The organism is Patescibacteria group bacterium (assembly GCA_028715115.1).
Classification (GTDB): Bacteria; Patescibacteriota; Patescibacteriia; order UBA2591; family UBA4787; genus JAQUSN01.
Window position 1 is genome coordinate 1 of sequence record JAQUSN010000002.1, and the last position, 21,814, is coordinate 21,814.

General features: G+C 40.6%; 27 protein-coding genes. 19 read left to right on the forward strand and 8 right to left on the reverse strand.

Translation table 11 applies throughout. From position 1 onward, the window contains the following. The 9 genes from PHV78_02515 to avd form a co-directional block, all read left to right on the forward strand. Window positions 1-1,169: hypothetical protein (locus PHV78_02515; protein MDD5396099.1), on the forward strand; the 1,169-nt coding region annotated here is incomplete at its 5' end. A 4-nt stretch (window positions 1,170-1,173) separates the two neighbouring features. Then, a complete protein-coding gene (locus PHV78_02520) occupies window positions 1,174-1,389 on the forward strand; it encodes a hypothetical protein (GenBank protein MDD5396100.1) in 216 nt (71 codons plus the stop codon). Next, window positions 1,379-1,891, forward strand: a complete 513-nt coding sequence (locus PHV78_02525; GenBank protein MDD5396101.1) for a peptidoglycan recognition family protein — start codon at window positions 1,379-1,381, stop codon at window positions 1,889-1,891. Before PHV78_02520 ends, PHV78_02525 begins: the two co-directional genes overlap by 11 nt. A gap of 637 nt (window positions 1,892-2,528) precedes the next feature. Continuing rightward, on the forward strand, window positions 2,529-2,990 hold the full coding sequence (locus PHV78_02530) for a PH domain-containing protein (protein ID MDD5396102.1): 462 nt from the start codon (window positions 2,529-2,531) through the stop codon (window positions 2,988-2,990). A gap of 20 nt (window positions 2,991-3,010) precedes the next feature. Then, window positions 3,011-3,454: a reverse transcriptase gene (locus PHV78_02535; protein MDD5396103.1), complete on the forward strand. Its 444-nt coding sequence runs from the start codon at window positions 3,011-3,013 to the stop codon at window positions 3,452-3,454. A 22-nt stretch (window positions 3,455-3,476) separates the two neighbouring features. Beyond that, window positions 3,477-4,100, forward strand: coding sequence for an RNA-directed DNA polymerase (locus tag PHV78_02540; protein MDD5396104.1), 624 nt, complete (start codon window positions 3,477-3,479; stop codon window positions 4,098-4,100). Beyond that, window positions 4,097-5,563 (forward strand): type II secretion system protein, encoded by a 1,467-nt coding sequence (locus PHV78_02545; protein MDD5396105.1) that lies wholly within the window; start codon window positions 4,097-4,099, stop codon window positions 5,561-5,563. The genes PHV78_02540 and PHV78_02545 overlap by 4 nt, the downstream gene beginning before the upstream one ends. A gap of 323 nt (window positions 5,564-5,886) precedes the next feature. Continuing rightward, a complete protein-coding gene (locus PHV78_02550; GenBank protein MDD5396106.1) occupies window positions 5,887-6,150 on the forward strand; it encodes an NYN domain-containing protein in 264 nt (87 codons plus the stop codon). Window positions 6,151-6,269: 119 nt separating this feature from the next. Then, complete coding sequence (avd, locus tag PHV78_02555) at window positions 6,270-6,605, forward strand: diversity-generating retroelement protein Avd (protein MDD5396107.1); 336 nt, start codon at window positions 6,270-6,272, stop codon at window positions 6,603-6,605. On the opposite strand, the gene PHV78_02560 is transcribed toward avd, so the two are convergent. Together PHV78_02560 and PHV78_02565 are read right to left on the reverse strand one after the other, a co-directional pair. Next, window positions 6,606-6,785, reverse strand: coding sequence for a hypothetical protein (locus PHV78_02560; GenBank protein ID MDD5396108.1), 180 nt, complete (start codon window positions 6,783-6,785; stop codon window positions 6,606-6,608). A gap of 213 nt (window positions 6,786-6,998) precedes the next feature. Beyond that, complete coding sequence (locus tag PHV78_02565) at window positions 6,999-8,048, reverse strand: reverse transcriptase/maturase family protein (GenBank protein MDD5396109.1); 1,050 nt, start codon at window positions 8,046-8,048, stop codon at window positions 6,999-7,001. 23 nt (window positions 8,049-8,071) lie between these two features. Between PHV78_02565 and PHV78_02570 the strand changes: the two genes are divergently transcribed. After that, on the forward strand, window positions 8,072-8,425 hold the full coding sequence (locus PHV78_02570) for a four helix bundle protein (protein MDD5396110.1): 354 nt from the start codon (window positions 8,072-8,074) through the stop codon (window positions 8,423-8,425). Between the two features lie 603 nt (window positions 8,426-9,028). On the opposite strand, the gene PHV78_02575 is transcribed toward PHV78_02570, so the two are convergent. The 3 genes from PHV78_02575 to PHV78_02585 all read right to left on the reverse strand — a co-directional run bounded on the left by PHV78_02575 (window position 9,029) and on the right by PHV78_02585 (window position 12,561). Next, window positions 9,029-9,856, reverse strand: a complete 828-nt coding sequence (locus PHV78_02575) for a hypothetical protein (GenBank protein ID MDD5396111.1) — start codon at window positions 9,854-9,856, stop codon at window positions 9,029-9,031. A gap of 315 nt (window positions 9,857-10,171) precedes the next feature. Then, a complete protein-coding gene (locus tag PHV78_02580; GenBank protein MDD5396112.1) occupies window positions 10,172-10,936 on the reverse strand; it encodes a hypothetical protein in 765 nt (254 codons plus the stop codon). Window positions 10,937-11,226: 290 nt separating this feature from the next. Next, a complete protein-coding gene (locus tag PHV78_02585; GenBank protein ID MDD5396113.1) occupies window positions 11,227-12,561 on the reverse strand; it encodes a recombinase family protein in 1,335 nt (444 codons plus the stop codon). Window positions 12,562-12,866: 305 nt separating this feature from the next. Here PHV78_02585 and PHV78_02590 point away from each other — a divergent pair, with 305 nt between their 5' ends. Beyond that, entirely contained in the window at window positions 12,867-13,721 is an 855-nt protein-coding gene (locus PHV78_02590; GenBank protein ID MDD5396114.1) for a thermonuclease family protein, read from the forward strand. Here the strand turns inward: PHV78_02590 and PHV78_02595 are convergent, their stop codons facing one another. From PHV78_02595 to PHV78_02605, 3 genes are read right to left on the reverse strand one after another with little or no spacing between them, the layout of a single operon-like run. Then, window positions 13,722-14,927 (reverse strand): hypothetical protein, encoded by a 1,206-nt coding sequence (locus PHV78_02595; GenBank protein MDD5396115.1) that lies wholly within the window; start codon window positions 14,925-14,927, stop codon window positions 13,722-13,724. Then, window positions 14,845-15,297 (reverse strand): hypothetical protein, encoded by a 453-nt coding sequence (locus tag PHV78_02600; protein MDD5396116.1) that lies wholly within the window; start codon window positions 15,295-15,297, stop codon window positions 14,845-14,847. Before PHV78_02600 ends, PHV78_02595 begins: the two co-directional genes overlap by 83 nt. After that, window positions 15,294-16,631: a DNA methyltransferase gene (locus PHV78_02605; protein ID MDD5396117.1), complete on the reverse strand. Its 1,338-nt coding sequence runs from the start codon at window positions 16,629-16,631 to the stop codon at window positions 15,294-15,296. Before PHV78_02605 ends, PHV78_02600 begins: the two co-directional genes overlap by 4 nt. 309 nt (window positions 16,632-16,940) lie before the next feature. Here PHV78_02605 and PHV78_02610 point away from each other — a divergent pair, with 309 nt between their 5' ends. The 8 genes from PHV78_02610 to PHV78_02645 all read left to right on the forward strand — a co-directional run bounded on the left by PHV78_02610 (window position 16,941) and on the right by PHV78_02645 (window position 21,814). Further along, entirely contained in the window at window positions 16,941-17,588 is a 648-nt protein-coding gene (locus tag PHV78_02610; GenBank protein ID MDD5396118.1) for a S24 family peptidase, read from the forward strand. A gap of 176 nt (window positions 17,589-17,764) precedes the next feature. Next, window positions 17,765-17,941: a hypothetical protein gene (locus PHV78_02615; GenBank protein MDD5396119.1), complete on the forward strand. Its 177-nt coding sequence runs from the start codon at window positions 17,765-17,767 to the stop codon at window positions 17,939-17,941. Between the two features lie 52 nt (window positions 17,942-17,993). Continuing rightward, window positions 17,994-18,587, forward strand: a complete 594-nt coding sequence (locus PHV78_02620; protein MDD5396120.1) for a hypothetical protein — start codon at window positions 17,994-17,996, stop codon at window positions 18,585-18,587. A gap of 9 nt (window positions 18,588-18,596) precedes the next feature. After that, window positions 18,597-19,376 (forward strand): hypothetical protein, encoded by a 780-nt coding sequence (locus tag PHV78_02625; protein MDD5396121.1) that lies wholly within the window; start codon window positions 18,597-18,599, stop codon window positions 19,374-19,376. Then, window positions 19,373-19,711 carry a hypothetical protein gene (locus tag PHV78_02630; GenBank protein ID MDD5396122.1) on the forward strand — a complete coding sequence of 113 codons (339 nt, stop codon included), beginning with the start codon at window positions 19,373-19,375 and terminating at the stop codon, window positions 19,709-19,711. The genes PHV78_02625 and PHV78_02630 overlap by 4 nt, the downstream gene beginning before the upstream one ends. 361 nt (window positions 19,712-20,072) lie before the next feature. Next, the gene (locus PHV78_02635; GenBank protein MDD5396123.1) at window positions 20,073-20,636 is read left to right on the forward strand and encodes an AAA family ATPase; all 564 of its coding nucleotides are present in this window, start codon (window positions 20,073-20,075) and stop codon (window positions 20,634-20,636) included. 12 nt (window positions 20,637-20,648) lie between these two features. Further along, the gene (locus PHV78_02640; GenBank protein MDD5396124.1) at window positions 20,649-21,389 is read left to right on the forward strand and encodes a sulfite exporter TauE/SafE family protein; all 741 of its coding nucleotides are present in this window, start codon (window positions 20,649-20,651) and stop codon (window positions 21,387-21,389) included. An 80-nt stretch (window positions 21,390-21,469) separates the two neighbouring features. Then, window positions 21,470-21,814: a DUF488 family protein gene (locus PHV78_02645; GenBank protein MDD5396125.1), complete on the forward strand. Its 345-nt coding sequence runs from the start codon at window positions 21,470-21,472 to the stop codon at window positions 21,812-21,814.

The following is a 21,814-nucleotide window of genomic DNA, read 5'->3' on the forward strand; positions in this document are numbered from 1 at the left end:
GGTTTCCTGCTTTCCACACAAGAAACTTCATGGGAGGAACTTTCAACAACTGGATTGCCGGCGTGACCAATCCTGCCAGATATTTGCAAGCTGATCAGATAGCCAGAGGATCAAAAGGAACAATTACCACCAAGCTCGGGACTAAATACGGATACGAGCAAATAAAAGAACTGGCAAGTAAATTAGGAGTCGTCGGTCAGCCGGGATATTTGGATGTCATGAAAGAAGTGGAAAAAGATGTCACTAAAGGGCCGGTGGCCAAGCTTATGGGAACACCTGCAAAAGCAATGGAAGTCGTGGAAAACAGACTGCGACTGCCACTGTTTGTTGATCGATTAATTAAAGGCGATGCACCCGAACAGGCCGCCAAAACAGTCTTCCAATTTCACTTCGACTATGCACCGGAAGCCCTAGCACCATTTGAGCAAAACATCATGAAGCGGTTATTGCCGTTTTACAGATGGACTCGTGGAAATATTCCTCTGCAACTTGAACAAATGGTCAAACAGCCAGGCAAATATTCAGCCATCGGAAAAGGATTGCAGAACCTACAATCAGACAAAGAGAAAGCTCAAGAGGAATTCGCCTCATTGCCTCCTTATATGCGAGAGGGGTTGCCGGTCCGACTTGGCGAAAAAGACGGCTTTTCGCAATACATCTACGGCTTCGGTTTGCCCGTTGAGGATATAAACCGACTTTATAAAGGAAGTGCAAAAAGAACTGTGGCCAGCATGGTTGGCGAATTATCTCCGCTTTTGAAATACCCGATTGAAGTGGGTACTGGACAAAATCTGTTCACTGGGGAGCCAATAGCCGAATCAAACCGGGTGTATCCGTTTATAAACAAAGTACCGGGGCTGAGAGAATGGCTGGAAGTTAGAGAAAAGGAAAATAAGAATGGTTCGGTAAGTTACACCGCCAATGCTTACAAGCTTCACTTTTTAAACACTGCATTGGGGAGGTTCTATACCACGGCCGGAAAACTAACTGACGATAAAACATCGGGTGCGGTTAAGTTTCTTTATGGATTACTCGGCTCAAAAGCAAAATCAGTGGATATAGAAAAAGAAAAGTATTGGCGAGATCAGGAACTGCAAGACCGGCTTGAACAGGCGTTGGAAAGCAGAGGTCTGATCAGACAATTTGAAAGAGCATATGTACCAAAATAAAAATATGAATGACGAATCTTATCAAAACAACATGCAGGACAAACGGCTTGATAGCATCGAAAAGCATATTGTCATTATTAACGAGGAAATGGGGTCGGTTAAAAATGACATGGCTTGGATCAAGAAGTTTTTCTGGCTTATCGCCACTGCATCAGTCGGCGGACTTATAACCGCATTAATCAATTTATTAATCTCATTAGCAAAACACTATGGAACTTAAACCTGACAAAATCAAATATTTGGTTATCCATCATTCTGCGACCGCCAGAGATACCACGACATTCGATGCGGTAAAAAGATATCACATCTCAAAAGGTTGGGGTGACATCGGATACCACTTTTTTATAACAGCCAGCGGTAAAGTGATGGCTGGACGATCTGAAAATACGATTGGGGCACATTGTGTAGCCGACAGCATGAATTTCAAATCGCTTGGAATTTGTCTGCCCGGAAACTTCATGACTGAAGTACCGACCGTTGAACAATTATCCTCTTTGTTGGATTTACTCAAAAAGCTGATGTCGAAGTACAGCATTCCGAAAGAGAATGTTCTCGGCCATCGTGAGGTCAGCGGAGCTTCGACAGCTTGCCCGGGAGATAATCTCCAAAAATGGGTATCTAATTTTAGAGGGCAAAAGAGCGAAACTGACCGATCTGTGATTGCCGAACAGGTCATGAACCATTTAGAACAAGCAATCGATAAATTAAAACAAATACTATGACACAAGCACATAAAGAAGCCTTAAAGCACCTTGCGATAGTTTTCCTATATTCCGGAGTCTCGTCCATTCTGCCGATCTTGTTGGCTTATGTACAGAATGACCCTCGTTGGGCATTATTAATACCGCTTATAAACTCAGCGTGGTATGCCGTAACCAGATACCTGAAAGAAAGGAAACTGATCGAGGAAGCCCTAACGAGAGGCGATGAATTTTAGCTAAATTAAGCAATTCAGATTAATAGACTTTTTGAGCAAAAGCCGGAACATCAAAATAGCTAGGATTATCCTTGTAAATTCGGCGTAATTGGCGTATAATTTTATCAATACGACTCATTGACCAGCTTCTGGTGGTGTAAACTGGTTCAAAGTTCCGGAAATCGCCACCGCCAGCACAAGCTGTTATCGTGCAACCCGAGAGCCCCCATCTTTACTGTGTTTTAAAGTATGCGGGAAATTCCCACCTAGATATGTAGATGGGGTTCCGAACTAAAAGGGCCGACATTCTTCCAACCATAATCAGCTCGGGTCAAAAGGGGCGGGATTTTATTCCGCCCCTTTTGCTTCAGGGCATACTATTCACTTCTCATCCTGACCGTTTATGTTATATTAATATTATATAATCAGTAAGCAAAATCATTATGGAGCTAAATAAAACATATAAATTCCCCCCAATATTTATATCATTCTTGTATGCAAAATTAACTCTACTTTTATTATTGATTTCTACCCCATTCCTTTTTCTCGGTCTTAATGGTTGGTTTGTCATAGTAATCTGCTTGTTTATTTTTCTCGGCCTCCCATTCGCTCTTTATTTTGCTCTAGATTACAACAATACTTCATTTTCAGTTGAAGAAAACAAGATAACGTTAAACTGGGGAATTATCTCAAAAAAATCAAAAACAATAGTGTTCGATTCAATTCAGAATGTAACGATCATCAGCGGATTATTGGCCAGAATATTCGGAATTTTCGTGCTTCGTATTTGGACGGCTTCACCAGGGCAAATTCACAAGGATTCTCCAGATGGTGTTTTATATCTTGCGGCTCTTGACGCCGGGTGGCTTAAGAATTTTATGACCGCAAATAGATTGAAGCAATAGTAATTTCGTTTTATTTGGATATGAAAACCCACTCTCACATCTTTCCTCAAGTCGTCGCTTGGCCGAATCTGTATTTAGCCTCATACGAAACCAGCCGAGGTAAACGTTTTTGTCCTTCAACCCTCAAATTCAACTGGGATCTTGAAACCAATATTTCTACTCTTCAACAAAGATTGTCGGGCCAAACTTATCGCCCCGGCCCATATCGTCCTTTTATGGTCTATGATTCCAAAAAGCGAGAGATTTTAGCTCCGACTTTTCCCGACCGCGTGGTTCATAGCGCTTTGCATCGTATTATTGAGCCCATCTTTGACCCTTCCTTTATCTTCGACTCCTATGCTTGTCGCAAAGGTAAAGGCACGCATCGAGCTATCAAAAGACTACAGAGTTTTTTAAAAAGCGCCTTTATGACCGGTAGCCGACCGAGCGCAGCGAGTTTAGAGAGAGAGAGAGAGAGAGGATAAAACTGCCGGCCAAATTTATGTTTTGCAGGGTGATATCAGCCGCTATTTTCAGAATATCGATCACGATATTCTTTTTAATTTAATCCAAAAGAAAATCAGGGATAAGTTCGTCCTTCGCCTGATTAAAATCATCATTGACAGCCACGCCCCCGGTCTTCCTATTGGCAATTTAACCAGTCAACTATTTGCCAATATTTACCTCAATGAGTTGGATAAGTTTGTCAAACACACCTTGGGCTTAAGATATTACCTTCGTTATATGGACGACTTTTTAATTTTGGTATATAGTAAACAAGAAGCTTGGCAGTTGAAAAATCAGATTGAAAACTTCCTGCGAGAACGGCTGAAATTACGGCTTAATCCTAAAAGACTGGTGATCGCGCCGGCTATCAGAGGCATTGATTTTCTCGGCTACGTAGTTTTCCCCAATTATCGATTGCTAAGAAAATCAACAGTCAAAAGATGCCTCAAGAGATTTAAAAAGGGAGTTAAAAAATTTGGCCCATCTTTTTTGGCCGGTCAGGACTTCCAAAAATCCTGGGTTTCTTGGGCCGGTTATGCCAAGTTCGCCAGATCATGGCAACTAAGGAAAAAAATACTTAAGATGCTGCAAAATTACGCTCAAGCGAGTTGTCATAAGCTATGAATCATTTCATGAAGTTTTTTTGTTTCCAAAAATTATCTCAGCGACGAGCTCTTACACTGGTCGAACTTATGGTCGTGATCGGCATTATTGGCATTTTGTCGGCTATAGCTGTGGCCAGCTTTAATTCGGCTCGGGTCAAAGCCAGAGACGCGGTTAGAGCCCAGAATCTTAAAGCCCTGTCTATGGCCCTGGAGCTTTACTATGCTAACAACAATTCCTATCCTAGCGGCGATATTGGGCCTTCAGATAGCGACTCTAATTATGGTTTTTGTTTGGAACAATCAACGAACTTTGCCACTTTAATGAGTTCATATATGACCCAAATTCCCAAAGACCCCCTTTTCCAAGATACGGCCTACCCCGATCATTGCTATTGGTATCGTACCGCTGGTAACGGCTCTCAATACCACATCTCGGTTTATGTCGAATCATCTAATTACGATCCGGCTCAGCAAGACGGCGGACAGGAAACCACCTCTTACGAAGTTTATGGCGGCAATAATGCCCAGCAATTAGCTCGAGGTGATGTTCTCGTGACCAAAACCGGCAACAACTCCTATTATTTTGACCGCACCGGCTCAGTTCTCAATGGTAAGACTGGTTTTTACGTTATGCAATACGAAGCTAAATATGACACTGACGCAGATGGCAAGGGCAATGATGCCGGTACCGATGTGCCGCCAACTGGATGTCGAGTCAGTGCTTCTTACGACACTTGGGATTGGGCCAACACCTCTTCTCCTTGTCCGTCTTCCTGGAATGCCAGCCAAGTGGTTTCTTCTCCGGAAGGATCGCCCATCGCCGGCATTACCCATACTCAAGCCATATCAGCCTGTCCGACCGGCTATCATTTGATTACCAACGACGAATGGATGGCCATTGCTCGAGACGCGGAACAAGTCCAAGCAAACTGGGCTAACAATCAAATCGGCTCGACCGTGGCTTCTGGCGGCGGCTTAAAACGAGGCAATGTCGGCATTACCGATTCAGCCAGCTACAATGGCGCTGATCCGGAAAAGGGCCTAGGCAGAAATTCCAAAGCTATGTTGACCTTAAGTAACGGTTCAACTATTTGGGATATTTCTGGCAATGTCTACGAACACGTGTCTTTTACGCCGTCTGGCGCTGACGCTACCCACCAAGAATTGGACCAACCAGACGATGACGATGTTTCAGGTTGGAATTACTATGAATTTACCGCTTTGAATAATAACGGGGCCAATACTTTTACTACCGGCTACACTGACGGCAAGGCGGTTTTTCGTCCCTCTGACGATACTTGGAATTCAAATTATGGTGTGGGCAAGATTTATGCCAACTCAAACTCAGCCGCTGTCACCGCTCGCGTGTTCGTTCGTGGCGGCAACTGGCACAATACGTCCCGTGCCGGAGTCTTCGGCTTGGACTTGCATTGGACCGCGTCGGGTTCGAGCTACGATGTTGGTTTTCGCTGCGCCCGGTAGTCCCCGTAGATATTTGGTATTTGGCCCGCCAGCAGGCGGGTTGGAAATTTGGCTTTCCGACTTAATCTTGTCTGTTCCGCTTCATTTGTATAATTTTTAGAAAATTTTAGAAAATAATTACGCTTTTATTGATGGAGCCAATTTACACATGGGTGTAAAAAGTTTAGGTTGGAAATTAGACCATAGAAGATTTAGAATCTGGTTAACCGAGAAGTACTCTGTCAGCAAAGCATATATTTTTATCGGCTTGATTCCGAAGAACAAAGATCTTTATACTAATCTGCAAGAAGCCGGCTTCACTCTAATTTTTAAGGAAGTTGTTTATGATGGTGACGGCAAAGGGCAATTGCGATGCCGATTTGGTCTTAAAGACAACCCAAGAAGCTTATGAAAATTTATTTGATAAAGCTGCTATTGTTTCCAGCGACGGCGATTACGCTGGGTTAGTAAAATTTCTTCAAGATAAAAATAAATTGGCGATAGTTCTTTCGCCAAATTTAGAAAATAAATGTTCGATTTTATTAAAAAGGACAAATGCGCGCATCGCTTATCTTAACGATCAAAAATCAATTTTAGAACTAAAATGAAAAAGCCCCCGATGGAGACGAGCTCCATAAGGGTCTTCTTCGTGGTGATAATGCTAGTACAATAGATTAGAGATTAAAGTCAAATTAAAATCTGTGGATAACCTTTAAAATTATTCAAAATGCTTCAAAATCTACCGATTTTTCAAAAAATTTACGATTTAATCCTTTGGCTGCATCCGGTAATTAATAAATTTCCCAAGTCGCAGCGCTTTATCTTGGGCCAGCAGACGGAAAATACAGCCTTGGAAATTATCAAAAACGTCATTGCCGCCAACGCCGAAAGAAACAAGACGGCCTATCTTAAACAAGCCAGTATTGATTTAGATAAATTAAGAATTTTAATTCGTTTAAGTAAGGACTTGAAATTTATCAGTCTCAAACAATATAGCTTGGCCGCGGAGAAAATTAATGAAGTCGGCAAAATGCTCGGCGGTTGGCTGAAGAGCAGTTGTTAATCAAAGGGGCAAAGTCAAAGCGCTCACGTGTTCATTCGTGGCGGCAACTGGAACAATACGTCCAATGCCGGAGTCTTCAACTTGAACTTGAATTGGAACACGTCGAATTCGAACAACAATGTTGGTTTTCGCTGCGCCCGGTACTCTTTTTTCTGGCCAGAGCAAAATGTCTATGGACATGAGCCAGCGTCAGAAGACTACGGATTTTGTTCCTCTCCTTAGTAGGTCAAAGCAGTGGCAGCTAGAGGTTTGACCGAACAGGGAAACCAAAAAGCTCGTACCCTTGAGGAATCAAAGTAGTTTTTTTCGAAATCTTTCCTTAAGGCCAATGGGCTTTGGCTAAAAATAACAGGACTATTTGTGTTGTCTTGTTGTTTTTAGTCTCCGACCTTTTTAATCTTTCAACCACCACCAAAATTGATTTTTGAGATATTGGCCTAATTTGTAAGTATTAGCATGTGACAATACACCGAGATATGATTGGAGCGATTGTTCGAGCGTCTTCTCGCTAATTATACCATTTTTATATTCTTTAATTCGGCCCCTTAACTTTCGCATTATTCTTTGTTTCGTTTTAGTTTTGATTAGGCGGTAATAGGGTAGGAGTAGGTGGCCTAGAAAATCAATGCCCTGATCAAATTTACGAATGATAATTTTCTTCGGATGAATTTTTAAGAATAATTTTTGCTCTAAAAGTTTTTTCATCGCTTTTAATATTTTTCTTAGATATTTTTTATCATTAGCCACGACAATAAAATCATCTGTATAGCGCAAATATTTTTTAATTTGTAATTCATGCTTTACAAATTGGTCAAACTCGTTAAGATAGATATTCGCAAATAATTGAGAGGTCAAATTACCAATCGGGAGGCCTCTCTTTTTAAATAGATCGGATTGATTAGAGCAAAAACTTTCAATAATTTCCTTAATTAACCACATTGCCTTGTCGTCTTTTATCTTTCTGCTGACAATTTCTAATAGAGTATCATGATCCACGCTGGCAAAGAATTTACTGATATCGCATTTGAGGATAAAACAAGGTTTGGTGTGATTAGCACTAGTAGCTCGTAGAATTTTGGTTAGACAATTCACGGCCTTGTGTGCTCCTTTGTTAATTCGACAAGAGAAAGAATGGCCGATAAAGGTTGGTTCAAAAATTGGATTCAAAACAGTAAAAACCGCATGATGCAGTACGCGGTCACGAACCAAGGCTTTGTGAATGTGCCGTTGTTTGGGATCGGTAATAAAGAAAGATGTGTATGGGCCATGCTTGTAAGCATGGTTTTGTAAGTCCCGGTACAATTGGAAAATATTGGGCTCTAAATTAAATTCAAACTTCAGGATATCTGATTTTTTCTTTTTATCTTGGCGAAATTCGTCCCAAGCTGAAAACAGATTTTCCAAAGAGATGATCTTTTCAAACAGATGGCTATAGATCTTCATTTTAATTTTTAATAAATAAAACTATGCCCAACGAATTCGACGTTCCCATCTTAAAAAACATCTATGATCTCTACAAAATATTCTATGGTTTTCGCCACGGTGTTTCCAAACAGGATCGCTACACTATTTGGCAAAAATCAGAGAACCTGATTTTAGAGATTATTGAAGCCATTCTTTTGGCTAGCCAGCAGAGCAAGATTAATAAAGTGCCAACCCTTGAGCGAGCTAGCGCTAAACTTAACTTCTTGCGAGTTTTTATACGCTTGATGAAAGAAGTCAAAATCATTGACCAGAAAAAGTATCTAACCTTGCAAGAAGCTGTTGATGAAATTGGCCGGATGCTTGGTGGTTGGTTAAAATCTAGTAAAGATTTTTAAGACTTCAATCAAAGGGCCCCTTATGGGGGCCCTTTGGCTTAGACAGAGAAATGACTTCCGGGCCGCGGACAGACCGATGTTGTCGTTGCGGTTGTCATCCCAGTTGTTGTTGACGTTGAGACCATTCGCATCGAAGTTGCCGACGTTGACGCGGTTACCGTCCGAAGTGAGAAAACTGTCTGTTTTCATCCAAATCTTCAGAAGTTGAGGTTTGCCGTTCCGTTAAGAATCTATATCCTCTTCTTCTTGTTTACCCTGAGTCGTGGGAAGGGTAGTTTATTCGAGAGTACTCCGATTAAATCAGAGATCTCCACTAAAAACAGACAAGAAGTTCTGCCTCCATCTTTTTTCACGCGCTATCGCAATCCGTAGAAAGGCGATACTCTGGTGAAGTCTCCCGCTTCCGCCGAAGCTTCGACAGGTAGGCAAAAGAAGAGACGTTCGGCGAGGTTAAACCTTGATCTAGCCTTCATTAGCCGAACATTATTATAATATATCAATTTTAACAAAAAAGAAAGAGCCTCCACACAGAGCTACCGGTTGTGGTAGATGTAACGGAGGCTCAAGGATTCAAGAAGTGTCTAGGTCTCGATGACTCAAGACTCAGAACTTCCGGGCCGCGGACAGACCGATGTGGTCGTAGCGGTAGCCATCCCAGTCGTCGACGACGAGACCATTCGCATCGAAGTAGCCGACGTAGACGCGGTAACCGCCCGAAGTGAGATCGGAGCAGCGGCCATATCTGGTCGGATTGACGTACTGACCGCTCTTCTTGAAGTACAGCATGGCCTTGGTAACTTCGGTCACAGCCGGCGGTACCTCATAGTTGGTCGGCAGCATACTCTGTTGGTCAGCGAAGGTCTTGTCTTCGGAATTCGGTACGATCTCGAGGGGCATCAGCCGCCAACGCAACTTGCCGGTCGTTCTGACGGCGAAACGCTGGTTGCTGTACCAGGCCTCGGAACTGTACTTGTAGAACCTGGGTTGGCCCGGGGCCGGCTGCAACTGCTGCCACTTCATGATGGTCAGCGGAGTGCCGTTGATCCGATCGAGCTCGAGGAAGGCGATGTGCGTTTCGCGAATCGTCTTGCCGGGCACGAAGGGGCACGGGCTGTTGAGCACTGTCTCGTTCCAGGGGAATCGGGCAATCTCTCGGAGCTGCTTCTTGGTGAAGCGTGCTCCGTAAAGCGCGGCCCAATCGTCAGGACCGAAGAAGCGTTCGTTACCCATCAGCTCACGGACGAGTTCCAGCGAGATCGGACTCTCGACTTCGCCGCTCAGGAAAGCTTCCGCCACCTTGCGGGCATAGTCAGGGTCGGTTCGCACACGATCCCAGTGGACCTTCGTCACTCCTCGATCTTGGAGTGCCTTGAGGGTCGATCCGATTTCTCCGAACTCCAGAGTCCAGAGACCATTTTGGTTTGTACCCATGGTACTTACCTCCTGTTGTGTTTGTATTCTCTTTGTCCTTTAGAGACTTTAGAGAATTTGACCTAGGCCGTAGGTCGCGGTCTCATCTTGGAATAAGACGAGCGTTTTAAAAATCAATTATCTTGATGCCCAAAACGCTCGTCTTATTGTCATCCCCTTACTTATTCTGATTATATTTTATCACATTTTTCCAAAAAAGTCAAGTTCTAGCTTGATCTTTAAGATTAAAAGAAAAGAGCCCTCACCACATGACCCGCCAAGTTTGGCGGATGTAGCGAAGGCTCAAGGAATCAAAAGGCTCGAGTGTTCGAGGTTTTAAGCTTCGAACTTCTGGGCCGCGGACAGACCGATGCCGTCGTCGCGGTAGTCATCCCAGTCGTCGCTGACGAGGAGACCATCCGCACCGAAGTAGCCGACGTAGACGCGGTTACCGTCCGAAGCGAGATCACTGCAACGAACGTAGACGCTTTCGAACAAGCGCTTGCCGGTGGCCAGGAAGTACAGCACCATGGTGTAGATCACCGTCTGAGCGGTGGGTGTGTATTCGTTCTCGGCCAGCAGCGCCTGCTGCTCGGAGTAGGTCTTGCCGATGGAGTTGTCCACCGGTGTCTTCCGAATCAGTTCCCAGCCGACTTTGCCGGGTTGCGAAGCGAACTTCTGGTTGTTGTACCAGTCCTGACCATAGAAGACTTTGCCCTTGCCGGCAACCAGGCGACGGATCTCGATGATCGAGGTGCCGAGGTTGGCTACCAGCAGGTGGGTGTTCTTGCAGGCTTCGAGTTCACCCTCGGTGAACGGCACTTCGGCCAGGGCCTTGATGATTTCGGGGCTCGGAGTGAGTCCGAGATGCTTGGCCGCCTCTTCGATGCCGAGCATGTTCGTGCCCATGATGGCACGGGCACGTTCCTGCGATGTCGTCGGCGTAAAGCCGCCGGCGGTTGCGAATGTGGCCAGGCGATCGACGAAGGCGGGGTCGGCGTTGATTCGATTGACGATCTGATCGGCGTTGTCTCCGAAAGCAACCCGGAGACGCTGTTCCGCGGCATTGAGATCGCCGGCGGGGACTTGTGTCCATTTCATGGCAGACTCCTTTCTCTGTTGACCCTTTGAGATTATTGCTGGGCGACTAGATGAGGATTTTGGGCTTACGATCCCTGTTTACGACCTGTCTCGGGAATGAGGCAAGTTATCTAAAGACCATTGTTTAATGATTTCCAGATAACTTGTCTCATTTTTTCTCTTGAATTCCTAATATATTTTGAGTTGTAAAGAACCTCCTTTGATTCTTATGCATATATTATAGCACAAAATAGGAAAAAGTCAAGAGCAAATTTTTGGCTTAAAATAAGTAGGGTTTGATGATTTTACGGTTATTTATTCTCTTCCATTACGGTAATCTTTTTATCTTTGTATTTTAATTTGCTTTTTAGATTAGCCAGTAGCTCCCGTTTGTCTGAGATACCGCCTTCTTTTAAGAGATACTTAGCATATTCGCGGATATTAACTTCACTTTCTTCAACCAAGGTTGGCGCGGTTTTGGTATTGCTGTCAACGATTTTTCTTAATTTATTAAATCTTTTAATTTCATCTTGGAGCTTAACTCTTATCCCCAGTTCATTGATACTTACAATATCTATAATCTTAAACAATTCGTCAATTAATTCCTCTTCCCTAATATATTTATTTTTACAGTTTCTATCTTTGGCCCTTGAGCAGCCGTAATAAATATAATGAGCCGAGCTGCCATCTTTGAGGGTTTTCCATTTTTCTTCAGCCGATATTCCTGACCCGCAATAGCCGCAAGTGAATAGTTTAGTGAAGGCGAACTCCTTGTTTTCTCGGACGATCTGATCTCTTTTTAATTGTGCTTTGGCCTTTTCAAATAATTCCTGAGTGATAATTGGCTGATGTTTGCCGGTATACCAGTTGCCGCTGCCTCGGGGATGTTCAAAAGCTCCATAATAGAACGAATTGTCTAGAATGCGATAAATCCCGCTTAGGGTTAGCGGCTTATTGCCTCGAGTATAGAAGTTCAGCTCGAATCTTAGCCAGTTGTACAGCTTAATGCCGGAACAATATTCGTAAGCAACCTTTTCGAACATTTTTTTAATTATTGGAGCCCTAGCCGGATCAACGACGATCTGGCATTTTTTATCCATCAATTTTTGGTTTAGATATCCAAGGGGAGCTAGTCCGGGCCATAAGCCCATTTCTACCCTAGTGCGCAATCCTCGTTTAACGTTAATACTGCGATTATCATTTTCCAGTTTAGCTTGCGAACCCAATATCATTAACAGAAATTTCTCGTTAGGGTTATTGGTAAATTTTTGGCCAAACGTACGAATCTCTATTAAAAGCTTGGCATCCATTAAATCAACTATTTTACCCAGATCGCCGGCATTTCTTGAAATTCTATCTGGCGCCCAAGTCAAAATAGCGTTATATTTTCCCTGTTTGATTTCTTCGATAATCTCATTGAAGATCGGCCTCTGTCCTGCTTCTTTGGCTGAATGCGACTCACGCTTCACGGCCGTGACCTCCAAGTTTTCCTTTTCGGCCAATTGAAACATTTCTTTAATCTGGCTATCAATCGACAGTACCTGTCTTTCTTCACTTTCAGTGCTTTTTCTAGCATAAAGGCAATATTTAGCCTTAATTACTTGATTAAGTCCTTGATTTTTTGCTAAGGTTTTTGTTTGTTCCATAGGTTTTTGTCTTATTGGTTACTATGGAAAGGAATGACAAAACTGCTCAAAGAGTCCAGAGCAGAGGAGTAGACAACCTGTCGGTAACTAAGCTTCACTTTTTACTTTGTTATGTTAAGATATAAGCACAATTAATTTGCCTAAACCCATGGATTTCTGTGGGCATGGCAATAAAAACCGGTAAAGGATATTAAGCTCGTCGTCAGAGCTCCTTTACCGGTCATATCCTCGAAAGGGGGTATGGGTAGCGCAAGCTATCGCTGGCGGCGAGCTTTGTGTTTTCCGCCAAATAGTAATTTTATTTTATGAAAAACAAGGTTATTAATTGGCTATTTATTCTCTGTCTTTTTCTAGTTTCTTTATCTTTGACTGGCTGTTCAAGCCAGACCACTAATTTAATAAACCAGCCAACAAACAATGTTGTTAATCAAACTAATAGTCCGACAGAAGCAGCAAACGAGGTGGTGCAAAACCTTCAAAACAATGTTGTCATTAACAATAAAGATAATAGTGTGGTGGATAATAATCAAATCCCCGACTATTATTCTGTCACTAAGGTGGTTGACGGCGATACTTTTAAGGTCTCAATCAATGGCTCAGAAAAAAGCATTCGTTTGATCGGCCTTGATACGCCAGAAACTGTTGACCCAAGAAAGCCAGTTCAATGTTTTGGAGTTGCGGCATCAAATAAGGCCAAAGAGTTATTGTCTAGCAAAAAAGTAAAACTCGAAGCCGATTCATCTCAAGGCGATCTTGATAAATATGGCCGCTTGCTTCGTTATGCTTTTTTGGAAGACGGTACCTTCTTTAACAAGTGGATGATCGCTAACGGTTATGGTCATGAATATACGTACAATTTGCCGTATAAATACCAAACAGAGTTTAAAGAGGCCGAGAGATCAGCCCAAACCAATAAATTGGGCTTATGGGCCGACGGCGCCTGTGATAGTCAAGCCAATACACAATCCCCAGTTCCGGCCACACCAGCAGCTACGGGGCATGTTTTTTACACCTCATCTTACTACACCTCTAAAACCTATTATTGTGATACAGATTTGGCATGGAAAAATCTTAGCCCAAAATACCTGAAACAGTTTTCAAGCGAAGTAGAGCTATCAAAGGTTTATCCTACCAAGACTCTTCACGAACCATGCAAATAGTTATCCGTTTGTTGAGCTATTATTTTTAGGTGGTGGCCATGGCTTACTAATCATGCCTCCCTCCTTATTATAATCTATAAGATATTCTCGTGTTTTCTCCTTGCTCTCCATGAGCTCAAGGAAATGGTTCCAGTCTTCTACCGTTACCACCTCTCCATTTGGACCGACGCTTTTTGAGCTATAGGGAGCACTGATGCAAAAATCAGGATGAATATTTCTCTTTTCTCTCTCTTCAGGACTTAAATATTGACCGAAATATTTTTCATAAAGCGCTGGTGGATAAAATTCGCGAGTTCGAGGGCCGGTTACTAGTAAATATTCCTGTAGCCAAATTAATTCATCCGAGCAACTGCTTTTTATTCTTTCAATATCTTCGGGTTTGAATTTCTCCGGCCAAAGGTTTCGATCATTATCATCCAAGAGGGGATAAATGCAGCAGGCAGCATTGGCAATCCGATTCTGAACAATTTCCCTATAAAGCTTCATAATCAATGATGAATTGTCTAATAGATTGCCCAATACGACAATGTTGGTTGATTTATCGCCGGCCGGCATAATCTCATTTTTAAACCATTCGCACATCCTTTTGCCTTCTTTGTAATTTTTCGCGGATTGCCTGTCTTCCAAATCGTCACAAATAATCAGGTCGGGTCGATGCTGTCCGAATTTTATTCCCCTGATATTTTGCCGTAATCCGGCAGCCATAATCATGGCTCCGTATTTTTTTAGCAAAATATGGTTTGGCCCCCAATCTTCATGATCTTGACGGAAGCCGCCGAAGTCATTATTTAATAGTTCATTGCTTTCCAGTTCGTATTTTATATTTTCCAGATGAAGCTTGGCTTGTTTTTTGTGCTGACTTAGAATCAGCACAAACTTTTTTTGCGGTTTGCCGATGATTGACCAAATAATGTTCGAAAGATTCATGATGGTGCTTTTGCCTGAACCGCGAAAAGCGATTATGTTAACCAATCGATATGAGGGATCTTCTGTGATAGTCAGCATCTGTTTGTGGAAAATAGCCAAAGGATAGCTTAAATGATCAGCCAAGTAAATTTTTGAAAACCAATAGTGACTTTGCTTGGCAAGTTCTTGTCGGAATCGGCGGCTTGTTTTTATCTGTTCAAAAATGGTCCCAATCGGCTGGGTCTCGTTCCTTCTTGGCACCAGCTCCGTCTGTTTTTGGCGGGATTCCTGATTTGTCATATTCCTCTTTTGCCACTTCCGTGGCTATTTTTAACAATTTAATTTGCTCCGGCTTTAATTCTTCATAATACGCTTCTTTTACTGTGTGCAGTTTCTCGGCATATTGCGAATGGTGATTCTTAAGCCAATAAATAATGGCCGTGATATTTCCTTTTTTTATCAAGCTGAGCAACTGACTTTCAGCCATATCGTTGATTAGTGACGATCCATCAGAAATGGCATCATCGGCTAATCGGGCAAAGGCTTTATCTTCCTTGCGCCAACGATAATAGCTGCTTCTGTTGAGCCCGACCTTTTCACAGGCAAACTGAACTATGGGGACCCTCTTTAGTTGCTCAAGCAGATTTCTTTTTATTTCTTTGGTCTTCATAAAACCTTGTGCGCTTTAACTCCGGTTAGCTTTTCCCATCGGTTCCGAATAACCTCTGCATAGACGGGCGACTTCTCCATTAGATAGCAGCGACGTTTCATCTTCTCGGCAGCGATCAGTGTTGATCCGCTGCCGCCAAACGGCTCAATAATTAAGTCATTTCTCTTGGTTAAAACCTTGAGATAGGGGATAAGAACTTCAAGCGGTTTGGTTCCGAAGATAATCCCTTGGCCTGAGCTTTTCTCGTCGGCGGCCGTATATTCGATATAATCGGTGGGGCAATATTTCTTGCCGGCTTCGTAGCTTTCCCAATGCGGTTTGCCGGAAGTGGCGTAAAGAGCGTTTTCATATTCCTCTTGCAGTAATCCTTCTTCGGGCCCCAAATTCAAATCAACTTTCCCCTGGGTTCCCACGGCGGCAATATCTGTCTTATTGAAGAATTTATATTTAGCTGCAAAGCCCTGGCATCTGTTTGGCACATGCCAAGTAATCGTATTTCTGTATTTCCAGTGTTTCTCTAATTCCAACCAAATAGTTTTAAGATTCTTGGGATTTTCAAAGACAATAATTGAAAAGTCGGACTTTTGAATCTTGGCAACATTAGCCATCCATTTTTCGGTAAAGTCCGGCGGCAATTCATCTGTTTCCAGATATTTGCGATCTCGCTTTAAACCAAATCCCTCGATTGCTTCGCCGTGCTTCTTTTTGCCTTTTAAATAATCTAAGAGGTAAGGTGGGTCAGTGAAACACATATCTGCACTTTCATTGCCCATTAGCCTCAAGACGTCATTTTCAATAGTTGAATCGCCGCACATTAAGCGGTGATTACCTAATTGCCAAACGTCGCCCCTTTGAATCTCAATTTGAGAAATGTTTAATTTATCCAATTCTTTCTTTAGATCAAATATTTCTGGGCTTTCGTCAATGCCAAAGATGTTATCCATCTCTTCCGAAGAGAATCCAACGTCGCCCAGCATCTTTTCGCCAAAATCAGCCAAAATGTTCCAATCAAACTCACCGGTGTTTTTATTGAGGCGAAGATTGATTTCTTTCTCAAGCTCTAGGCCTGGGATATCAACCCAAACAATGGGCACGGTGGTAAAGCCCAATTCTTTGACAATCTTTAACCGAAAATTCCCGCCTAACACCACCCCTTTGCGGTTTAACGCTGAATTAACAATTAAAGGATCAATTAGTCCGAATTTAGCAATTGATTCTTTTAGATTTTTGCTTGTTTCATCTGACCAGACTCGTGGATTATATTCACACGGTTTTAGTTGATCAATTGAAACGTACTCGACCTTTAGAATTGACTTCGCGACAGAAGTTTCCATAGGTATTAAATTAATGATTAATAAATTAAATAAACAAAAGCGACCCAAAAAAGAATTCATCAAAAATTGATGTAACCCTTTTTTGGGCCGCGTTGTACATGTTGGAGATCAACCTAGGTTGGTGATTATCTTGATTCGATGGCTAATGTTATCGTAGCCTATCGGCGGAATTACGCGGTCTGTATTAAATTGTTATTTATAGTATAAAACAAGAATATATTTTGGCAAGAAAAGTTATCCACATATCGTGAACCCTGTGAACATAGTATACACTTGACAGTTTTTAAAATGATGTTATGATAATTGCATATGACTATTCATAAAACACAACTTAAATTATTAGAATTAATGAAAACACACAATCTGAATGGCCTGTCTTTGCGTGATATTGGTGAGTTAATTGGGATAAAGGATAAACCCCATATAATTAGGCATCATCTTTTACAATTGAAGAAACGAGGACTCATCTATTGGGATCAATCAAAAAAAGAGATTAGAAAAATATCAAAGGGAATAGAGAGCGATAGCGGTTTAGTTCCCATTCCCATTCTTGGCGCGGCTAATTGTGGCCCGGCCACTCTTTTGGCTGAACAAAATATTCAAGGATATCTTAGGATATCAAAAAGATTTTTGCCTCGAGTTACAAAAAATATCTTTGCCATTAGAGCCGTTGGTTCATCTTTGAATAGGGCCGATGTTGATCACAAAGGAATGCATATTGATGATGGCGATTATGTTTTGATCGATAGTAGTTATCGAAACCCACAAAACAAAGATTATGTTTTATCTGTTATTGATGATGTTGCCAATATTAAGAAGTTTATCAGAGAGAAAAATAAAATAACTTTATTATCTGAATCAACAGAAAATATTCCACCCATCTATATACACCGTGATGATAATTATATGATTAACGGTAAGGTAATCCAAGTAATTAAGAAACCTAAAATAGATTAATAGTATTTATAGTTCTTTAAAAGCTGGCGAGGAAAAACGGCGCCCGATTTATGTTTCTTTTATCTCAGACTAATCACCTTTACCCCCTCCAAGAGTTATTTTACGATGATTCTTGGAGGGCTGGTTTAAAGGTTGAACAGTCCGAGTTTAATTAACAATAATTGACGTACTGTTTTATGAATGAACGAATTTCGGTTAAGACAGGACAGATAGCGCCAATCTCTGGTCAATATAGGCCGGTCGGCACTACTTTTGAGATCACCCTTTCTAAGGGCGATCGCGTCCCGCCTTATCAAGGCAGAGCCTGGACATTTGTTTTGGTTGATAAAACCAAACATATGATTAGGTACTAATCTTGCTTTAAGCCTCGTCAGCTTTTAGAGAACTATACGATGTTATAATTTTATGCTGTCTAAGAAATCTATCGAGGAATATAAAAGGATATACAAAGAACATTATGGTCAAGAAATATCAGACCAAGAAGCTCTCGAACAGGGGACCAATCTGCTTAATTTTTATAAGATTCTTTATGAGTGCGAACTGAAGGAATTTCGATGGAAAGAGAAATTAAAAGACAGCCCCAAGGGGGTTCACATAGATGCTGGGGAATATACTTGTTGTGTGTGCAAAAATCATGTTGATGGTACAGTTTGTTGGTATGATCAAAATGGTATTAAATGCCCTCTATGCCAGAAAGCTGTTGAGAATAATATCATTCCAGTAGAAGTTTGTAAGGATCGTGATAGTTGGTATGCTGTTTGGGAATTTGATCATTATTTTAAGATGAAAGCAGCTACCGTTCGTAAGTTCATTCGCAATGGTAAACTTAAAGCAAGAATTATAACAGATGAAAACGGGCATACACATTGCGAGGTTTTAATGATTAAAGAAAATTCAGAAGTTTTACCATCCAAGCCAAAGAGTCATATGGTGCAAAATAAAGATGGGTCGTTCCACGTAGAGTATGAAGAAGTTAATTTAGATAAGTTATTAAAATAAAAATATTTTATGGATAATGATGGAATAAATTTAGATTTATGGAATAAATTAAGTGCTGTTCAAAAGAAGACTCGAATAGAGTTCGCGCTAAAAATTATTATTAATGTTGCGCAGATTCAAAAACAATCACTAAAAAATATTAAAAAATTTGGTAATCCAGACGCAGAAAGGTTTCTCTATTTTGAGAAAACATTAGATGATATATGGGAAAACATAAAATTTGCTATTTCATTGGGAAAGGGGAAAAACAGAAAGTTTGCCTTTTATCCCGCTAGAAGTGTTTTAGAAAATTTTTTTAGATTAGATTATTTTACCCAGCAAAATCCGCAAGAACAAAAAAATATTGCCATGATGGAGGCTCTTAAAGTTTGTAAGATAATGTATGATCAAGAAAAAACAAACAATCATACAGAGGGGATGAAATCTTTTAATAATCACTATCAGAAAGTAAGCGATGGTACCTACCAAGATATTGATAGTATAAATTTAAGTAGTCTTGATGCGTTTCCGTCAATGAAAGAAATGATGAAGCGTTCAAATCTTCTAGATGGGAATGAATGGTATTTTATATATCGGAGCTTGTCAGAGTCTGCTCATGGAAAATTTATGGCTAGACTGATTAGAGAACTTGATGATAGGGCAGAGTATATTAGATCATTAATGTGTTTAAATCGTATAGCAATTGAAACAATTAAAATTACTGATTTCCATTTAAGATTTAAAACTAAAGATGACGTAAAAAGGGTTATTATACAGGCTAAGTCAATCATTGAGAGACAACAATCATGATTCAATTTATTACACCAAAATTATTTCAGAGCATTGTTGATCAGGGTTATGATATGGCGGCTTTATGGATGAACGAAGTGGTCAAAATGATTTTAAAATTATATTGGCCATATATTTTAGCTTTTTTGTTTTTCGCTGCATTGGTCAAAATTTGCCAATGGAGAATTGGCAGTTTAATTTATCATATAATTGCCGGCACCTTTTTAATGGTCCTATTTATAATTGGTGGGGGATTTAAAATATTTTTTAATCCCTTCTTTGATTTAATCTGTTTTTTCATATATAAACTTTCATTCTATTTAACGGGCCAAACTTGGCACAGTAGATTAAGGTAGTTAATGTTCTTCTGGATAGAGAAGAAGGGTATCTTAGCAAAAAGAGACACAAAGCACTCCTTTTTATAGTGTCTCATTTGTCGCATTTTGGGCTGCATAAGGTCGGCCTAGCAACCCACGTGCTTCAAAATTAGCACTAGACAAGTCGCCAAATAAGCTTTATAATTTCTATATATACGGGGTACTTAACCAGAGTGTCCCGCCAGCAAAAATATTTATTACATAATCAAAAAGCTCCGCAAGTGGGGCTTTTTGGTTAGTTCAACATGTCCTTGACGTACGCCCCAGCATATTATATTATTTAAATAGTTGGATATTGGAGGTCTTTTCGTCAGATATAACATTATTTTTTAATGGGTTTATGTCTGTATCGAAGGTGATCATAATATCCGGACCCCCATGTACGGGGAAAACTACTTTAGCGAAAAAAGTAGCAAGCGTTTTTGGTTTGCCTATAGTTAGTTGTGACTCGATAAGGGAAATACTGTTTGATATATTTAATTGTTCTAATTTAGTGATGTTTAGAAAAGATCGAGAAGCCGGCTTTGCCATCATGTTTAATATTTTGAAATTACTTTTTACTTGCAACCAGAATTTAATAATTGATTCGACTTTTTGGAGAAGAGAGGTTAGGAAAGAATTAAAAAAATTACAGAAACAATATAAGTTTAAATCTTTACAAATCAATCTTAAGTCATCTGGCATTGTTCTTTGGGATAGATATCAAGAGAGGGTAGCGTCTGGCCATCGGCATAAGGGATATTTAGATCATTTAAGGCAAAGAGAATTAAGGGCTAAGATTATAAAAGGTTTTTCTATTCCGCCTAAATTGAAGGGCAAAACCATAAAAGTAGATACAACCGATTTTACCAAGGTTGATTATAGGGGGTTAATAAAGAAGATAAAAATTTTTTTAGCAGCATAGATTATAATATAAATGGTCGAGATAAAATTAGTCGCTACTATTTTTATTGGTATTGTCGCCGGATTTCTTGGCGCCGTTGCTGGCGGTGGTGGGTTGATTTCAATACCTTTTTTAATTTTTCTTGGCGTTCCTCCACAAATAACTTTAGCCACTAATAAATTTGGCGGTCTTGGTCTTAGTCTTGGCGGTTTATACAAATTTATTAAAGAAAAGCAAATCGTGTGGAAGTACGCCATTTTTTTGTCTATCGCCGGTATTTTGGGCAGCATTATTGGGTCGAAAATATTACTTTCTTCAAATATCGTCTTCCTTCAGAAATTAATTGGCGCTTCTTTGATTGTTTTGGTTCCGACTATATTTCTTAAAAAAGATTTTGGTATTGTAGAAAAAGAAGTTTCTAGCGCAAGAAAAATTTTAGGATGCTTTTTGTATTTTATTGTCGCGATAATAGCAAGTTTTTTGGGCGGCTTAGGCGGCATAAGCATGAGTATTGTTATTTTGTTTTTCGGTCTTTCGATAATTAAAGCCAATGCTACTGAGCTTTTTTCTTATTCGGCCTTTTCTTTGTCGGCAGTAATTATTTTTATTTTTAATAAGATTATTGATTATCGAGTTGGCGTTGTGCTTTTTTTGGGCATGCTTATCGGCGGATATATAGGCGCCCATACGGCTATTAAAAAGGGCAATAAATGGGTTAAGGCTGTTTTTTCTATTGTTGTCGTTGCTTCGGCCGTTAAAATTCTTTTAAGTTAAAATGTTTATTAATTATTTTTTTAATTAGTTTTTGCATAATAATTAATGGCATATATTTTGTTTATAATAAAGTAATTATTATGATCGCATTAAAAAGAATTTATGAACCATATAAAAAGGATGACGGTTTCCGCGTCCTTGTCGATCGGCTTTGGCCGAGAGGTATTAGTAAAAGTAGGGCTAAAATTAATTTGTGGTTGAAAGATATCGGACCAAGTAATGAGTTAAGAAAATGGTTTTCTCATCGTGAAGACAGGTGGATGGGGTTTAAGAAAAACTACAAGCAAGAACTCAGGGGGAAACAAGATTTACTAATTCAATTAGCGAACCTATCAAAAAAACGAAAGAAATTAACCCTGCTTTACGGAGCTAAAGACGAGAAACATAATCAAGCGGTAGTTATAAAAGAAATGTTAAGACAATAA

What these genes read in the sequence shown, in the direction of transcription:
- PHV78_02635 (MDD5396123.1), top strand. Translation starts at nt 20,073, where the DNA reads ATGTCTGTATCGAAGGTGATCATAATATCCGGACCCCCATGTACGGGG.
- PHV78_02600 (MDD5396116.1), bottom strand. Translation starts at nt 15,297, where the DNA reads ATGAAGACCAAAGAAATAAAAAGAAATCTGCTTGAGCAACTAAAGAGG.
- PHV78_02580 (MDD5396112.1), bottom strand. Translation starts at nt 10,936, where the DNA reads ATGAAATGGACACAAGTCCCCGCCGGCGATCTCAATGCCGCGGAACAG.
- PHV78_02645 (MDD5396125.1), top strand. Translation starts at nt 21,470, where the DNA reads ATGATCGCATTAAAAAGAATTTATGAACCATATAAAAAGGATGACGGT.
- PHV78_02595 (MDD5396115.1), bottom strand. Translation starts at nt 14,927, where the DNA reads ATGACAAATCAGGAATCCCGCCAAAAACAGACGGAGCTGGTGCCAAGA.
- PHV78_02640 (MDD5396124.1), top strand. Translation starts at nt 20,649, where the DNA reads ATGGTCGAGATAAAATTAGTCGCTACTATTTTTATTGGTATTGTCGCC.
- PHV78_02570 (MDD5396110.1), top strand. Translation starts at nt 8,072, where the DNA reads ATGCCCAACGAATTCGACGTTCCCATCTTAAAAAACATCTATGATCTC.
- PHV78_02575 (MDD5396111.1), bottom strand. Translation starts at nt 9,856, where the DNA reads ATGGGTACAAACCAAAATGGTCTCTGGACTCTGGAGTTCGGAGAAATC.
- PHV78_02605 (MDD5396117.1), bottom strand. Translation starts at nt 16,631, where the DNA reads ATGGAAACTTCTGTCGCGAAGTCAATTCTAAAGGTCGAGTACGTTTCA.
- PHV78_02590 (MDD5396114.1), top strand. Translation starts at nt 12,867, where the DNA reads ATGAAAAACAAGGTTATTAATTGGCTATTTATTCTCTGTCTTTTTCTA.
- avd (MDD5396107.1), top strand. Translation starts at nt 6,270, where the DNA reads ATGCTTCAAAATCTACCGATTTTTCAAAAAATTTACGATTTAATCCTT.
- PHV78_02585 (MDD5396113.1), bottom strand. Translation starts at nt 12,561, where the DNA reads ATGGAACAAACAAAAACCTTAGCAAAAAATCAAGGACTTAATCAAGTA.
- PHV78_02535 (MDD5396103.1), top strand. Translation starts at nt 3,011, where the DNA reads ATGAAAACCCACTCTCACATCTTTCCTCAAGTCGTCGCTTGGCCGAAT.
- PHV78_02520 (MDD5396100.1), top strand. Translation starts at nt 1,174, where the DNA reads ATGAATGACGAATCTTATCAAAACAACATGCAGGACAAACGGCTTGAT.
- PHV78_02525 (MDD5396101.1), top strand. Translation starts at nt 1,379, where the DNA reads ATGGAACTTAAACCTGACAAAATCAAATATTTGGTTATCCATCATTCT.
- PHV78_02560 (MDD5396108.1), bottom strand. Translation starts at nt 6,785, where the DNA reads ATGTCCATAGACATTTTGCTCTGGCCAGAAAAAAGAGTACCGGGCGCA.
- PHV78_02550 (MDD5396106.1), top strand. Translation starts at nt 5,887, where the DNA reads ATGATGGTGACGGCAAAGGGCAATTGCGATGCCGATTTGGTCTTAAAG.
- PHV78_02630 (MDD5396122.1), top strand. Translation starts at nt 19,373, where the DNA reads ATGATTCAATTTATTACACCAAAATTATTTCAGAGCATTGTTGATCAG.
- PHV78_02530 (MDD5396102.1), top strand. Translation starts at nt 2,529, where the DNA reads ATGGAGCTAAATAAAACATATAAATTCCCCCCAATATTTATATCATTC.
- PHV78_02615 (MDD5396119.1), top strand. Translation starts at nt 17,765, where the DNA reads ATGAATGAACGAATTTCGGTTAAGACAGGACAGATAGCGCCAATCTCT.
- PHV78_02565 (MDD5396109.1), bottom strand. Translation starts at nt 8,048, where the DNA reads ATGAAGATCTATAGCCATCTGTTTGAAAAGATCATCTCTTTGGAAAAT.
- PHV78_02625 (MDD5396121.1), top strand. Translation starts at nt 18,597, where the DNA reads ATGGATAATGATGGAATAAATTTAGATTTATGGAATAAATTAAGTGCT.
- PHV78_02620 (MDD5396120.1), top strand. Translation starts at nt 17,994, where the DNA reads ATGCTGTCTAAGAAATCTATCGAGGAATATAAAAGGATATACAAAGAA.
- PHV78_02545 (MDD5396105.1), top strand. Translation starts at nt 4,097, where the DNA reads ATGAATCATTTCATGAAGTTTTTTTGTTTCCAAAAATTATCTCAGCGA.
- PHV78_02610 (MDD5396118.1), top strand. Translation starts at nt 16,941, where the DNA reads ATGACTATTCATAAAACACAACTTAAATTATTAGAATTAATGAAAACA.